Here is a 14,659-nt window from a genome sequence, read left to right on the forward strand (position 1 = left end):
TCCACCGCAAACCCGGCTACGACCCGGTCGAGCTGTTCATGGACCCCCTCGACCCCTACGTCAAGGTCAAGGCGGCCGGCGCCCTGGCCCGCAAGAAGCTCGGCATGCGCTACCGCATGGCGGTCGTCCCCCTGGACCCCTCACCTATTCGCGGCAGCCACGGCCGCCTCCCCGCGAGCGACGACGACGGTCCGCTCCTCATCTGCTCCACCCCCCGCGCTGTCGGCGACCGCGTCGCGGCCACCGATGTCAAACAACTCCTGCTCCGGCTGGCCGGACTCGGCTGACGCACCACTCGGTACGCCCTCCCAAATCCAGCTACTGAGAGTGAAACACACGGCACTGACAACGGCCCGCCCGAGCCGCATCGGGGCAGGCCACGACACAGAAGGCAGGCACCCGTGACCCCGTTCACCGACCCCTCCCGCACCGACGCCGGCACGGACCCGGCCCTCGACGGCCCGGGCGAAGGCCTGCGCCGCTCCCTCGGCGTGGACCGGCGCCGCTTCCTCAGCACCTGCACCGCCGTGGCCGCGGGAGCCGTCGCGGCGCCCGTCTTCGGCGCCGCCCCCGCCCTCGCCCAGGACCGGGGCAGAGACCACGACCACGGTCATGGGCACGGACACGGCGGGCAGATCCTCGTCCCGGCCGACAAGCGCGGCATCATCCTCTACACAGTCCGTGACGCCACCGCCCGCGACCCCCTCGCCTCCGACCTGCCCTCCGGCTTCCGCGAGGTGTTCAAGCAGTTGGCCCGTCACGGCTACCGCCAGGTGGAGTTCGCGGGCTACCGCCAGCACGCCAACGCGCCCGGCGGCGCCGACCTGGAATCCGTCCAGGGCGCGAAGCTGCTGCGCGGCTGGCTCGACGACCACGGTCTGCGCGCCCAGGGCAACCACGGCTTCATCCCGTCCTCCTGGCCGCTGACCACGGCGGACCTGGACACCTTCAAGAAGCACCTGGAGATCGCCAACATCCTCGGCATGGACCACATGGGCACCGGCGGCGACCCCACCGGCAGCTCCTACCGCGCCGACTGGGACGTGGCCGCCGACAAGTGGAACGCCCTCGGCGCGACAGCCCGTCGCGAAGGCATCAAGCTCTACACCCACAACCACGACGGCGCCTACGGCTTCCTGCTCGACGGCGGCCCGCTGGACGACCAGGGCCGGCCGACCCGCAGCTCGGGCATCCGGAAGCTGGAGTACTTCCTTCAGGTCACCGACCCGAGGCTCGTCTGGCTGGAGATGGACATCTTCTGGGCGCACGTCGCCCAGTACAAGTTCCACACGTACACCGCGCACGACGGCTCCACCCGGAAGAACGTCTTCGACCCGGCCGGGCTGGTCGCCCGCAACAACAAGCGCTACCCGCTGTTCCACGCGAAGGACGGCGTCGTCAGCACGACCAACGGCATGGGCTACGACATGGTGCCCTTCGGAACCGGCGTCATCGACTACACGACGTTCTTCTCCCGGGTCGGGCAGCGGAACTACCACAACCCGATGATCGAGGACGACAACTCCCCGAGCGCCACCGATCCCGCGCAGTCGCTGCGGGAGGCCAAGATCAGCTACGACAACCTGGCCGCCCTGCGCAAGCGGCGCCACTGACCCGTGGCACGGACCGGGCGGCCCTCCCACGTGCTGTGGGAGGGCCGCCCGGTCCGTGCGAAGAAGACTCCGTCAGGTCATCCCTCACCGAGCGGCCGGGGATTCGGCGTGATGCGCTTGCCCTTCGGGCGTCCCGGCGGGTGCAGGAACAGGGCCACGAACCCGGCGAAGATCGAGATGCTGCCCGCCAGGCTGAAGGCGCCGTTGTAGCCCCAGACACCGACGACCACGGAACCCAGGCCCGCGCCGAGACCGGAGACGAGCTTGGAGCTGTAGACCATCCCGTAGTTGGTGGCGTTGTTGTTCTCGCCGAAGTAGTCCGCCGTCAGCGCCGCGAACATCGGGAAGATGGCACCGCCACCGAAACCGGAGACGGCGGAGAAGAGCAGGAACAACGGCAGGTTCTTGATCTCGGCCGACCAGATGATGCCGAACTGGGCGAGGCCCAGGATCGCGCACACGTAGAGCAGGCACTGCTTGCGGCCGTAGAGGTCGGAGAGCCAGCCGATGACGCCGCGCCCGGTGCCGTTGACGATCGCCTTCAGCGACATCGCCGCGGCCACGATCCCGGCCGCGAAGCCCGCCTCCTCGCCGATGTCGACCTGGAAGGCGATGCCGAAGATGTTCACGCCGGAGGTGCAGGCGAGACAGAACCACATCAGCGCCACCCGGCCGGTCCGCCAGGCCTCCATCGGAGAGTACTGCTTGACGGCCGGGGGATTCTTCTCCAGCGAACGCCGGGCCCGCGGGTCGGCCGGCGGGTTCAGCGGGTCGACGGCGGCCGGCCACCAGTTCTTCGGCGGGTCCCGGAAGTAGAAGCCGGCGAGAGCCACCGTCGCGGCGAGGAACACCCCCGCCGAGACCAGCACCCAGCGGAAGTTGGAGCCGTCCATGTAGCCGTGGAAGATGAAGACGAACGGCACCGAGCCGTAGGCGAAACCGCCGTTGACGAAGCCGGTCTTCCCGCCCCTGCGCTCCGGGTACCACTTGCCGACCATGTTGACGCAGGTCGCGTACACCATGCCCGCGCCCATGCCGCTGAACACGCCGAACCCGATGAAGGCGAGTGAGACGTGCGGCGCGAACGCCAGCGACAGATAGCCCAGCAGCGTGCCGACCGACCCCAGCATCATCGCCCAGCGCGCCGGCAGTTTGCCGCTCTCACGCAGCCGCCCCGCCGGGAACGCGACCGCGGCCTGACAGAACACCCAGGCGGTCATCATCCAGTAGATGCTGCCGCTGGACCAGTGGTGGGCCTCGTGGAGCGTGTCCTCGGCGGACGCGAACGCATACTCGGCGGAGGAGATGCCCATCATGCCGACCCACGGCAGGATCACCATCCACTTGCGCTTGCGCCCCATGATGTCGATGTCGGACTCGCCCACGCGAAAGACGCGTCCGTTCCTGTCGGTCACCTCCCGGTAGGCGGCGACCCGTGTGACATCAGTGGTTGTCATGTCGTCTGTACCCCTAGCGTCGAAAGTTCTGGCCAGCGCCCCCTGTCCATTTCCTTTCGTGCGCGCGCGGGTCCTGGGGCCGGCCGACGCGCACCGTCGGCCGGTCCCGTGCTCCCTCAGCTCATGAACCGCCCCCCAACAGACCCGCCGCTCGCGCCCAGCGGTACTTCGCGCCGAGCACCGCCACCGGTTTCTCGGTCGTGTACGGGTACGCCACGACCCCGCGTTCGAAGAGGTACTGGCACGCCTCCTCCACCTCCACGTCGCCCGCGAGGGAGGCCACCACGGGCTTCTCGACGCCCCGCTCGCGGAACTCGGCCACCACGCGCGCGGTGAGTTCGGCGAACACCATGGGAGGCGTGACGATGGTGTGCCAGTAGCCGAGGACCAGCGCGTGGATGCGCGGGTCCTCCAGCCCGAGCCGGATCGTCGCCTCGTACGTCGACGGCGGCTCGCCCCCGGTGATGTCCACCGGGTTGCCCGCCGCCCCGAACGGCGGGATGTACGCGCGGAACGCCGCGTCGAGGTCCGGCGGTATCTCCATCAGCGACAGCCCGTTGTCCGTCACCGCGTCCGAGAGCAGCACCCCGCTCCCGCCGGCCCCGGTGATGATGACCACGTTGTCGCCCTCGGGGGCGGGCAGCACCGGCAAGGCGCGCGCGTACTCCAGCATCTCGTTGAGGCCGGGCGCCCGGATGACCCCGGCCTGCCTGAGGACGTCGTCGTACACGGCGTCGTCCCCGGCGAGCGCCCCGGTGTGCGACCCGGCGGCCTTCGCGCCCGCCGCCGTCCGCCCCGCCTTCAGCACCACGACCGGCTTCTTCGGTACGGTCGCCCGCGCGGCCTCGACGAAGGCGCGCCCGTCCTTGAGGTCCTCCAGGTGCATCGCGATGCACTCGGTGTGCGGGTCCTCGGCGAACCAGGTCAGCAGGTCGTCCTCGTCCAGGTCCGACTTGTTGCCGAGCCCGACGATCGCCGACACGCCCGTCTTCGTGGTCCGCGCGAAACCCAGGATCGCCATGCCGATGCCGCCCGACTGCGAGGTCAGCGCGACGCCGCCCTTGACGTCGTACGGCGTGCAGAACGTGGCGCACAGGTCCTGCCACGTCGAGTAGTAGCCGTAGATGTTCGGGCCCAGCAGCCGGACGCCGTACCGCTCGGCGACCGCCACGATCTCGTCCTGGAGCGCGTGCTCACCGGTCTCCGCGAACCCGGAGGGGATCAGTACGGCGTTGGGGATCCTCTTGCGCCCCACCTCCTCCAGGGCAGCGGCCACGAACCTCGCCGGGATCGCGAAGACCGCCACATCCACCTCGCCGGGAACGTCGGTGACACTCTTGTACGCCTTGCGGCCCAGAATGTCATCGGCCTTGGGGTTCACCGGATGGATCTCGCCCGCGAAGCCGCCGTCGACGAGGTTGCGCATCACCGAGTTGCCGATCTTGCCGACCTCGGCCGAGGCACCGATCACGGCGACCGACGAGGGCTGCATCAGGCGGCGCATCGAGGTGAGGATCTCCTCGCGCGTGTAGCGGCGGCGTTCCCTGGGCGGTTCGGCCGCGAGGATCACCCGGATGTCGGCGGCGAGGGCACCCTCAGGGGTGGCGATCACCGGATTGAGATCCACCTCGGCGATCTCCGGGAAGTCCGCGACGAGTTCGGAGACCCGGCGGATCTGCTCGGCGAGCGCCCACCGGTCGACGCCGGCCTGCCCGCGCACACCGCGCAGCACCTCCGCCGCCCGGATCGAGTCCAGCATGGACAGCGCCTCGTCGGCGTCCACGGGCGCGAGCCGGAAGGTGACGTCCTTCAGCACCTCGACGAGCACCCCGCCCAGCCCGAACGCCACCACCTTCCCGAACGTCGGGTCGGTCACCGCGCCGACGATCACCTCCTGGCCCCGCGGCAGCAGCTCCTGGATCTGCACGCCCTCGATCCGCGCCCCGGCGTCGTACGCGCGCGCGTTGTCGACGATCCGGCAGAACGCGGCCCGTACGTCCGCCGCCCCCGCCACCCCGACGACCACACCACCCGCGTCGGTCTTGTGCAGGATGTCCGGCGAGACGATCTTCATCACGACCGGCCCGCCGAAGCGCGCCGCACACGCCACCGCCTCGTCGACGTCCCGCGCCAGCTCCTCGCCCGGTACGGCGATCCCGTAGGCGTCGGCGAGCACCTTGCCCTCGGGGGCGGTCAGCGCGGTGCGCCCCTCGGCCCGCACGGAGTCCAGGAGCCGGCGCACCCGCTCCACCCGGTCCTCGGCCATCACGTCAGATCACCCCGTTCGACTTGAGCAGGCGCAGCTCCTCGTCGCCGAGGCCCAGTTCGCCGACGTAGATCTCCTCGTTGTGCTCGCCGAGCAGGGGTGAACCGGTCACCTGCACGGGGGAGTCGGACAGCTTCAGCGGGCTGCCGACGGTGACGAACTCGCCGCGCTCGGGGTGGGGGACGGTGACGACCATCTCGTTGGCGACCAGCGAGCTGTCCTCGATGATCTCCCTGGTGGAGAGGATCGGCCCGCACGGGATGTTGTGGGCGTTCAGCCGCTCCAGCACCTCCCACTTGGGCAGGGTGGACGACCACTCCTCGATCAGCTGGAACATCTTGTTCAGCTTCGGCAGCCGGGCCTGCGGCGTCGCCCACTCGGGGTCCTCGGCCAGCTCGGGCCGGCCGATCAGCTCGCACAGCGGCTGCCAGCCGACCGGCTGGACGATGACGTACACGTAGTCGTTCGGGCCGCCCGGCGCGCACTTGACCGCCCAGCCGGGCTGCCCGCCACCGGAGGCGTTCCCCGACCTGGGAACCTCGTCGCCGAAGTCCTCGTTGGGATATTCGGCGAGTGGACCACGGGCCAGGCGCTGCTGGTCGCGCAGCTTCACCCGGCAGAGGTTGAGCACCGCGTGCTGCATGGCCACGTTCACCCGCTGACCACGTCCGGTGTGCTCCCGCTGGTACAGGGCGGCGAGGATGCCCGCCACGACGTGGACGCCCGTGCCCGAGTCCCCGATCTGGGCCCCCGTCGCCAGCGGTGGTCCGTCCTCGAAACCGGTGGTGGACATCGATCCGCCCATGGCCTGTGCGACGACCTCGTACGCCTTGAAGTTGGTGTACGGGCCTTCGCCGAACCCCTTGATGGAGGCGTAGACGATCCGTGGATTGATCTCATTGACGCGGTCCCAGGTGAAGCCCATCCGGTCGACCGCGCCCGGTCCGAAGTTCTCGACCATGACGTCCGAGCGCCGGATCAGCTCGGTGAGGATCTCCTTGCCGCGCTCGGTCTTGGTGTTGAGGGTGATGCTCCGCTTGTTGCAGTTGAGCATCGTGAAGTAGAGGGAGTCGACGTCCGGCAGATCGCGCAACTGCCCCCGCGTGATGTCACCGCTCGGCGCCTCCAGCTTGACGACGTCCGCGCCGAGCCAGGCGAGCAGCTGGGTCGCGGAGGGCCCGGACTGCACATGCGTCATGTCCAGGACGCGGATGCCCTCGAGGGCCTTGGCCGGCGTTCCGGTCGTGCCAGTCGTTCCACTCGTGCCAGTCATGGGGGTACCTCACTTGTACATCGTCTGGTTCATGGTTCCGGGGGCGTACGCGTCCGGGTCCACCCAGACGTTGATCAGGGACGGCTTGCCGGACTCGCGGGCCCGGCGCAGCGCGGGGCCGATGTCGGCCGGGTCGCGGACCTCCTCGCCGTGACCGCCGAGCATCCGCGCGAACTGGTCGTAGGGCACGTCGCCGAGGGTGTTGCCGACCCGCTCGCGCTCCTTGCCGTACTTGGCGGCCTGGCCGTAGCGGATCTGGTTCATGGAGGAGTTGTTGCCGACGACGCCGACGAAGGGGAGGTCGTAGCGGACGAGGGTCTCGAAGTCCCAGCCGGTGAGGGAGAAGGCGCCGTCGCCGAAGAGGGCGACGACCTCCTTGTCGGGCCGCGCCTGCTTGGCGGCCAGTACGAAGGGGACACCGACGCCGAGCGTGCCCAGCGGTCCCGGGTCCATCCAGTGGCCCGGCGACTTGGGCTGCACGACCTGCCCGGAGAAGGTGACGATGTCGCCGCCGTCGCCGATGTAGACCGAGTCCTCCGTGAGGAAGTCGTTGATCTCGCTGACCAGCCGGTACGGGTGGATGGGGGAGGCGTCCGACCTCAGCTGCGGTAGCCGCTTGTCCAGCGCGGTCTGCTCGGCCGCACGCAACTCGTCCAGCCACTCCTTGCGCCTCGACGCGCCCCCGTTGATCCGTCCGGACGCCGCCTCGGTCACCGACTTCAGCACGAGGCCCGCGTCGCCGACGATGCCGAGGTCGATGTCCCGGTTCTTGCCGACGGTGCGGTAGTCGAGGTCGATCTGCACGACGGTCGCGTCCGGGGAGAGCCGCTTGCCGTAGCCCATGCGGAAGTCGAAGGGCGTACCGACGATGACGATGACGTCGGCGTGGGAGAAGGCGTACCGGCGCGAGAGCTGGAAGTGGTGCGGGTCGCCGGGCGGCAGGGTGCCGCGTCCGGCGCCGTTCATGTACGCCGGGACGTTCAGCGCGCGGACCAGGTGGACGGCCGCCTCCGTCGCGCGGGTCGTCCACACCTGGCTGCCGAGCAGGATGGCCGGTTTCTCCGCATGGACCAGCAGGTCGGCGAGCTTCTCGACGGCCTCCGGGTCGCCGGCCGAGCGGGTCGAGGCGCGGTAGGCCCCGGCCTTGGGCACGCGCGCCCGGTCCGTCGGCACCTTGGCGTCCAGAACGTCGCGCGGGATCTCGAGGAAGGAGGGTCCGGGCGCCCCGTGGTAGCACTCGCGGAACGCCATCGACACCATGTCCGCGGCCCGCGCGGTGTCCGGCACGGTCGCCGCGAACTTCGTGATCGGCGTCATCATGTCGACGTGCGGCAGGTCCTGGAGGGAGCCCATCTTGTGCTGGGTGTGCGCGCCCTGGCCGCCGATCAGCAGCATCGGGGACTCGGCGCGAAAGGCGTTGGCGACACCGGTGACGGCGTCGGTCGTACCCGGTCCGGCGGTGACCACCGCGCAGCCGGGCTTCCCGGTGATGCGGGCGTAACCGTCGGCGGCGTGCGCGGCGACCTGCTCGTGGCGCACGTCGACGACCTCGATGCCCTCGTCGACGCAACCGTCGTAGATGTCGATGATGTGGCCGCCGCACAGTGTGTAGATGCGGTCGACCCCCTCGGCCTTGAGTGCCTTGGCGACGAGGTGACCGCCGGAAATGACGTCCTGGGTGTCGTCGGGCATGGCGAAGTCCTGTCCCTTCACGAGGGGTTGGGGCATTCTCCGTACATTGCATACAGTCGACGAATACTGTATGAAGCTTGTTATCCCGCATCCGGTGGGTGGTGTCCAGGGGGCGTGCGGCACTTTCAGACAGGAGCCGAAAATGGACCTGTACGAACACCAGGCAAGGGAACTCTTCGAGGAACACGGCATCGTGGTGCCGCGGGCGGAGATCACCGACTCGCCCGCCGAGGCGCGGGAGATCGCCCGCCGGCTCGGCGGACGCGCCGTCGTCAAGGCACAGGTGAAGACCGGTGGGCGCGGCAAGGCGGGCGGAGTGAGGCTCGCCGCCGACCCGGCCGCCGCCGAAGAAGCCGCACGCCACGTCCTCGGCATGGACATCAAGGGCCACCCGGTCGAAACGGTGATGCTCGCCGAACCGGTCGACATCGACCGGGAGTTCTACGTCTCCTACGTCCTCGACCGCGCGGCCGGCCGGTTCCTCGCGATCGCCTCCGCGGAGGGCGGCACGGAGATCGAACAGGTCGCGGCCGAGCGGCCCGAGGCCGTGGCACGCATCCCCGTCGACCCGGCCGTGGGCGTGAACACGGCCACGGCGGTACGCATCGCGGACGCCGCAGGCCTGCCCCCGCAGACCGTCGACACGCTCGTACGGCTCTGGAAGGCGCTGGTCCGCGAGGACGCCCTCCTCGTCGAGGTCAACCCGCTCGTGCGCACCGCACAGGGCAGGATCGTGGCCCTCGACGGCAAGGTCACCCTGGACGACAACGCCCGCTACCGCCAGGCCCGCTGGGGAGGCGAACAGACGACGCCCGCCGATCCCCTGGAGGCGCGGGCCGCGGCCAAGGGCCTCGACTACGTCAAACTGGACGGCGAGGTCGGCGTCATCGGCAACGGCGCCGGCCTGGTCATGTCGACGCTCGACGTGGTCGCCGGCTGCGGCGCCCGGCCCGCCGACTTCCTCGACATCGGCGGCGGCGCCTCCGCCCGGGTCATGGCCGACGGCCTGTCGGTCATCCTCTCCGACCCCGCCGTGAAGTCCGTCCTCGTCAATGTCTTCGGCGGCATCACCGCCTGCGACGCGGTCGCCGACGGCATCGTCCGGGCCCTGGACGAGGTCCGCCTGACCAAGCCGCTCGTCGTACGCCTCGACGGCAACAACGCCGCCCGGGGCCGGGCAGTCCTCGACGCCCGGGCCCATCCGCTGGTCGAACAGGCCACCACCATGGACGGCGCCGCCCGCCGTGCCGCCCGACTCGCCACCACGGCATGAGGAGACAGGACGACATGGCGATCCACCTCACCAAGGAGAGCAAGGTCCTCGTCCAGGGCATGACCGGCGCCGAGGGCATGAAGCACACCCGCCGCATGCTGGCCGCCGGCACCGACGTGGCCGGCGGCGTCAACCCGCGCAAGGCGGGCCGCACCGTGGACTTCGACGACCGCGCCGTGCCGGTCTTCGGCTCGGTGCGCGAGGGCGTCGAGCGCACCGGCGCCGACGTCACCGTCGTCTTCGTGCCGCCCGCCTTCGCCAAGGCAGCGGTCACCGAGGCCGCCGACGCCGGCATCGGCCTCGCCGTCGTCATCACCGAGGGCATCCCCGTCCACGACACCGTCGCCTTCACCACGTACGCCAGGACCAGGGGCACCCGGATCATCGGCCCCAACTGCCCCGGCCTGATCACCCCCGGCCAGTCCAACGCGGGCATCATCCCGCCCGACATCACCAAACCCGGCCCCGTCGGTCTCGTCTCCAAGTCGGGCACCCTCACCTACCAGCTCATGCACGAACTCCGCGACATCGGCTTCTCGACCTGCGTCGGCATCGGCGGCGACCCGGTCGTCGGCACCAGCCACATCGACTGCCTCGCCGCCTTCCAGGACGACCCCGACACCGAACTGATCGTCCTCATCGGCGAGATCGGCGGCGACGCCGAGGAACGCGCGGCGGCCTACATCCGCGACCACGTCACCAAGCCGGTCGTCGGCTACATCGCCGGCTTCACCGCACCCGAGGGCCGGACCATGGGGCACGCGGGCGCGATCGTGTCCGGCTCGTCGGGCACGGCACGGGCGAAGAAGGAGGCCCTGGAGGCGGCCGGCGTGCGGGTCGGGAGCACCCCGACCGAGACCGCGCGGCACGTCGTCGCCGTACTCGCCGGCGAGGCACGGGACGGAGCCCCCGCATGACGGCCGGTGCCGAGGGCGCTGCCGCCCTCACCCTCAAGTCCGGCACCTCCTGGGCCGACGCCTGGCGGCGCTGTCGCACCATCGCCCCCGAGGCCTTCCGCGACGACCGCGTCCTCAACCTCTGGAACGCGGGGTGGCGGGCGGACGGCCGTGTCCTGCCCGCCACCAGCCCCGTGGACGGCACCCCGATCACCGGCCCGCCCCGGCTGGACGGCGCGACGGCCCACCGAGCCGTACGCGCCTCGCTCGACCAGCACCGCGCATGGCGTCACGTCCCCCTGCCCGAACGCCGTGCCCGCGTCGCCGCGACCCTCGACGCCCTCGCCCAGCACCGCGAACTGCTGGCGCTGCTGCTCGTCTGGGAGATCGGCAAGCCCTGGCGGCTCGCACAGGCCGACGTCGACCGGGCCGTCGACGGCGTGCGCTGGTACGTCGACGGCATCGACGACATGCTCGACGGGCGAGCCCCCCTGGACGGCCCGGTCTCCAACATCGCGAGCTGGAACTACCCGATGAGCGTGCTCGTTCACGCAGTGCTGGTGCAGGCACTGGCGGGCAACGCGGTCATCGCCAAGACCCCGACCGACGGCGGCGTCGCCTGCCTCACCCTGGCCTGCGCACTCGCCGCCCGCGAGGGGATCCCCGTCACCCTCGTCAGCGGCAGCGGAGGCGAGCTGTCCCAGGCGCTGGTGCGGGCGCCCGAGATCGGCTGCGTCTCCTTCGTCGGCGGACGCGACACCGGCGCCGCCGTCGCCACGGCCGTCGCCGACCTCGGCAAGCGGCACATCCTCGAACAGGAAGGACTCAACACCTGGGGCATCTGGAACTTCACGGACTGGGACGCGCTCACGGCGGTGATCCCGAAGCTCTTCGACTACGGCAAGCAGCGCTGCACCGCCTACCCGCGCTTCGTCGTCCAGAGGCAGTCGTTCGACGCGTTCCTCGCGGCGTACCTCCCGGCGGTCCGCACGCTGCGCGTCGGCCACCCGCTGGCCGTCGAGGAGCCCGGCGCCCGCTGTCCGGAGCTGGACTTCGGGCCGCTGATCAACGCGGCCAAGGCCAAGGAGCTGCGGGACCAGGTCGCCGAGGCCGTCGATCGGGGCGCCGTACCCCTGCACCGGGGCAGCGCGGCCGACGCGCGGTTCCTGCCCGGCCAGGACACCTCCGCCTACGTCCAGCCGGTCACGCTCCTGAACCCGCCCCGGTCCTCACCGCTGCACCACGCGGAGCCGTTCGGCCCGGTCGACACCATCGTCCTGGTCGACACCGAGGCCGAGCTGCTCGCCGCGATGAACGCCTCCAACGGCGCGCTGGTCGCCACGCTGTCCACGGACGACCGGGCGACGTACGACAGGCTGGCACCGCAGATCCGCGCGTTCAAGGTCGGGCACGGCGTCCCACGCTCGCGCGGCGACCGCGACGAGCTGTTCGGCGGACACGGCGCCTCCTGGCGCGGAGCCTTCGTCGGCGGCGAGCTGCTGGTGCGTGCCGTCACACGGGGCCCGGCGGGGGAGCGGCTGCCCGGGAACTTCCCGGACCACCACCTCATGCCGCAGGAGCCACGGACACTCCCGATCACGGACCCTGGGTAACCGGCCGGTCGCTCACGGTGTAGCCCCGGACGCGGCGCTGCCGCCGTGCCCGGGACCACCCCCCAGGGGAAGGAAACGCAGGTGAAAGGCACTGCGAAACCTTGGTATGGTTGTCCATGTCGCCGCGGGGAACACCCCGCACGGCGACAGACACCTAGTCCGGGTGGCGGAATGGCAGACGCGCTAGCTTGAGGTGCTAGTGCCCTTTATCGGGCGTGGGGGTTCAAGTCCCCCCTCGGACACAACCACCGTGATGCGGTGACAAGGGCCCCGACTTGATGGTCGGGGCCCTTGTCAGTGCTGTGGTGGCTGATTGTCATGACCAGCCCGCTGGCCGACGACGAACGCGCGCTGTCGCGGGCGGTCGGGCCGCCCGCGACGCACTCCCGCGCTTATCCGCCTGGTTCGCTTGTTCCTTACCCCGGTCCCTCGGCCCGAAGGGTGCCGTCGCGCAAGGCCTTGTCGGTTGCCCGCCCGATGACGGCGGTCGATCCTGCGTCCACCGCCCCTCCGACCAGCCCACCCAGGATCGGGATCCCCTTGGCGAGCGTGATCGCGGCGCGCTTGGTGCCGTACTTCGCAACGAGATGGAACCCGGCCTTCTTGTTGATCGCGTGGATCACTGCCACCGGGAGCTTCTTGATCATCTGCTGGCCGATCTTCTGGCCAACCTTCACCCCGAGGGCTGCCATCGCGCTCTGTGCGCTCATCCCGATCGCGAGCATCATCACGACGGAGCGCACGTGCGGATCACGGATGTCCCAACCCCGTAGGTGCGCGATGGCACCAGCCATCCGCATGTTGACGGTGAAGGACGCGGCCACGTTCGCAGGGATCGTCACGCCCGCGGTGAGCAGGCCCCCGAGCCCGGTGACGAATCCCTGTGTCCCGGCCGCGGCCACGGACTCCTTGATGATGCGGGCGACGACCGCATCGATGTCGTCCTTCATGTCCTCGGGAGAACGCCGCTCATCGTCACCCGGCTTCCGGTAATCGGCGCCCTGTCGACGCGCAAGACGGTCCTCGGCGTAGGCCGCCGACCCGGTGAACGGCCCCACGCCGTTCACCATGACCTTCTCCGCGAGGTCGGCAACCCACCGGCCGGCCTTCTCGACCGCTCCCTTGTTGGGCACCTCGGATTCCTCGTCAGGTACCTCTTCGGGTCCTTCGGTGGGTTCCTCGTCAGGCCTCTTCCCGGCTTCCTCGTCGGGTTTTTCGTCAGGATTCGTCGTGACGGCCATCACACGCCCTTCCGCGAGCGCCCCGTCGAGGGCATCCCGCATTGTTGCCGGGCAGGAGAAGGGGTCGGTCGCAGGCATGCCCATAAGCCCGTCGGCGGCTCAAGCCGCACCCCCCCTCGCTACCGCCCGTCCACCCCTTGCTCCGCGACGTGATGTGCCGCGGAGCCTTCACGAGCTGAAGCGATGACATCCTTCCATGTGCGTGAAAGCGCCGTCAAACTACCAGTCCGGTCGCATGTGCCTCGTGGCGAGGGAGGCCGGACGGTGTCGGCTACCGCGCCTCGCAGCCTGCCTCCACCGGGAACGGGCCCGGCTGCCCGCTCCATGAGACGTCCAGCCCGTCCCCGGGCCCGGGTGCAGGCGACGAACAGCAGGCGGCGTTCCACGGCGAGGCCGGCCTTGTGCTGGAGCCTGTGGACCCCCTCCGCAGTGATGGCCGAAGGGTTCGGCAGGGCGCGGTCGTTGCTGGCTGATGAGGGGCTGGCCCAGCAGGTGCTCTACGGGTTCTCGTCCTTGGGACTGCCCCTTGACTCGTGGGTGGGGAGGCAGTGCCCGGGCGTGGGCCAGAGGAGAAGGACGATCTTCTTGGAGCCAAGTGATGAATGGCGTGTCGAGTGTCATGTCTGCGGGGTGAAATGGTCCGGGGGGAGTGACACGCTTTCGGAGCACGAAGACCGGCGGTACGGCTTCTGGTGGACCGTCCGGTGAAGCTCGGCAGCTGGCGTTTCGGACAGGGCCGTCCCGGTGGTCGGCCCAGACGGCTTCCGACTGACGACCCAGCGGAATCCCAGCCAGGGGGCGGGCTCTGTCTCGGCGCCCGAAGTCGCGTGTTCGGTTCCGGAGATGATGTGCGTGGCGGCTGGAGTGCGCGGTGCGCGCCCGCGGAACGGTCCTGAGAGTGGGGCGGCTGGGAAGCGGCGGAAGACCGGCTCCGGGACGTCGACGAGTTTCGCCTCTCTGTAGGCATTCATTGGGCGGCGGCAGCAGGGGCCGCAGCCGTTCGTACACCTGCTTGCACATCTGTCGGCCGCGCTTCGAGGAAATGGGATCTGTTCGTCCAGCCGGATCCTACGAGGGCGCAGAGGAAGGGCCGTGTCGCGCAACCGTGTACGCGGCCCAGGTTGTCTCGCCGGGGCCGTCTGGGCGTGGTTCAGAGTCCCAGCGAGCGGCGAGGGTCCCGACGAGGAGCAGACCGCGTCCGCCGGCACGAGCAGAACCGGGGGCAGGGGTGGCAGTGGGCGTGGGGAGCTTGTCGCCCCGCGTGCCGGTGACCTCCGCGCGGACGGTGAGGGATTGGGCGGCGGATGCTGAGAGGTCGAGGAGGGCGACCACCGG

At 70.3% G+C, this 14,659-nt stretch carries 9 protein-coding genes, 1 tRNA gene and 1 pseudogene; 6 read left to right on the plus strand and 5 right to left on the minus strand.

Annotated features, from left to right (window positions below):
• Both RM812_RS00005 and RM812_RS00010 read left to right on the plus strand, forming a co-directional pair.
• A pseudogene (locus tag RM812_RS00005) lies at positions 1 to 287 on the plus strand (alkaline phosphatase family protein); the annotation flags it as partial.
• Positions 288 to 401: 114 nt separating this feature from the next.
• On the plus strand, positions 402 to 1,613 hold the full coding sequence (locus RM812_RS00010; RefSeq protein WP_311570236.1) for a sugar phosphate isomerase/epimerase family protein: 1,212 nt from the start codon (positions 402 to 404) through the stop codon (positions 1,611 to 1,613).
• A 77-nt stretch (positions 1,614 to 1,690) separates the two neighbouring features.
• On the opposite strand, the gene RM812_RS00015 is transcribed toward RM812_RS00010, so the two are convergent.
• From RM812_RS00015 to RM812_RS00030, 4 genes are all read right to left on the minus strand, one after another.
• Entirely contained in the window at positions 1,691 to 3,070 is a 1,380-nt protein-coding gene (locus RM812_RS00015) for an OFA family MFS transporter (RefSeq protein WP_311570237.1), read from the minus strand.
• A gap of 121 nt (positions 3,071 to 3,191) precedes the next feature.
• Positions 3,192 to 5,336: an acetate--CoA ligase family protein gene (locus RM812_RS00020; protein WP_311570238.1), complete on the minus strand. Its 2,145-nt coding sequence runs from the start codon at positions 5,334 to 5,336 to the stop codon at positions 3,192 to 3,194.
• 4 nt (positions 5,337 to 5,340) lie between these two features.
• The gene (gene frc, locus RM812_RS00025; protein ID WP_311570239.1) at positions 5,341 to 6,609 is read right to left on the minus strand and encodes a formyl-CoA transferase; all 1,269 of its coding nucleotides are present in this window, start codon (positions 6,607 to 6,609) and stop codon (positions 5,341 to 5,343) included.
• Between the two features lie 9 nt (positions 6,610 to 6,618).
• The gene (locus RM812_RS00030) at positions 6,619 to 8,301 is read right to left on the minus strand and encodes a thiamine pyrophosphate-binding protein (protein ID WP_311570610.1); all 1,683 of its coding nucleotides are present in this window, start codon (positions 8,299 to 8,301) and stop codon (positions 6,619 to 6,621) included.
• A 142-nt stretch (positions 8,302 to 8,443) separates the two neighbouring features.
• On the opposite strand from RM812_RS00030, the gene sucC reads away from it, so the two are divergent.
• From sucC to RM812_RS00050, 4 genes are all read left to right on the plus strand, one after another.
• A complete protein-coding gene (sucC, locus tag RM812_RS00035; RefSeq protein WP_394816406.1) occupies positions 8,444 to 9,574 on the plus strand; it encodes an ADP-forming succinate--CoA ligase subunit beta in 1,131 nt (376 codons plus the stop codon).
• 14 nt (positions 9,575 to 9,588) lie between these two features.
• Positions 9,589 to 10,491 (plus strand): succinate--CoA ligase subunit alpha, encoded by a 903-nt coding sequence (sucD, locus tag RM812_RS00040; RefSeq protein ID WP_311570241.1) that lies wholly within the window; start codon positions 9,589 to 9,591, stop codon positions 10,489 to 10,491.
• Positions 10,488 to 12,083 carry an aldehyde dehydrogenase family protein gene (locus RM812_RS00045; protein WP_311570242.1) on the plus strand — a complete coding sequence of 532 codons (1,596 nt, stop codon included), beginning with the start codon at positions 10,488 to 10,490 and terminating at the stop codon, positions 12,081 to 12,083. Before sucD ends, RM812_RS00045 begins: the two co-directional genes overlap by 4 nt.
• A 157-nt stretch (positions 12,084 to 12,240) precedes the next feature.
• Positions 12,241 to 12,325, plus strand: a tRNA-Leu gene (locus RM812_RS00050).
• Positions 12,326 to 12,499: 174 nt separating this feature from the next.
• Here the strand turns inward: RM812_RS00050 and RM812_RS00055 are convergent.
• On the minus strand, positions 12,500 to 13,402 hold the full coding sequence (locus RM812_RS00055; RefSeq protein ID WP_311570243.1) for an EcsC family protein: 903 nt from the start codon (positions 13,400 to 13,402) through the stop codon (positions 12,500 to 12,502).
• Positions 13,403 to 14,659 lie beyond the last annotated feature (1,257 nt).

This window comes from Streptomyces lancefieldiae, from assembly GCF_031845825.1.
Classification (GTDB): domain Bacteria; phylum Actinomycetota; class Actinomycetes; order Streptomycetales; family Streptomycetaceae; genus Streptomyces; species Streptomyces lancefieldiae.

Coding starts and splice junctions, on each gene's coding strand:
- RM812_RS00015 (WP_311570237.1), bottom strand. CDS start 3,070: ATGACAACCACTGATGTCACACGGGTCGCCGCCTACCGGGAGGTGACC.
- RM812_RS00030 (WP_311570610.1), bottom strand. CDS start 8,301: ATGCCCGACGACACCCAGGACGTCATTTCCGGCGGTCACCTCGTCGCC.
- RM812_RS00055 (WP_311570243.1), bottom strand. CDS start 13,402: ATGCCTGCGACCGACCCCTTCTCCTGCCCGGCAACAATGCGGGATGCC.
- RM812_RS00045 (WP_311570242.1), top strand. CDS start 10,488: ATGACGGCCGGTGCCGAGGGCGCTGCCGCCCTCACCCTCAAGTCCGGC.
- sucD (WP_311570241.1), top strand. CDS start 9,589: ATGGCGATCCACCTCACCAAGGAGAGCAAGGTCCTCGTCCAGGGCATG.
- RM812_RS00020 (WP_311570238.1), bottom strand. CDS start 5,336: ATGGCCGAGGACCGGGTGGAGCGGGTGCGCCGGCTCCTGGACTCCGTG.
- frc (WP_311570239.1), bottom strand. CDS start 6,609: ATGACTGGCACGAGTGGAACGACTGGCACGACCGGAACGCCGGCCAAG.
- sucC (WP_394816406.1), top strand. CDS start 8,444: ATGGACCTGTACGAACACCAGGCAAGGGAACTCTTCGAGGAACACGGC.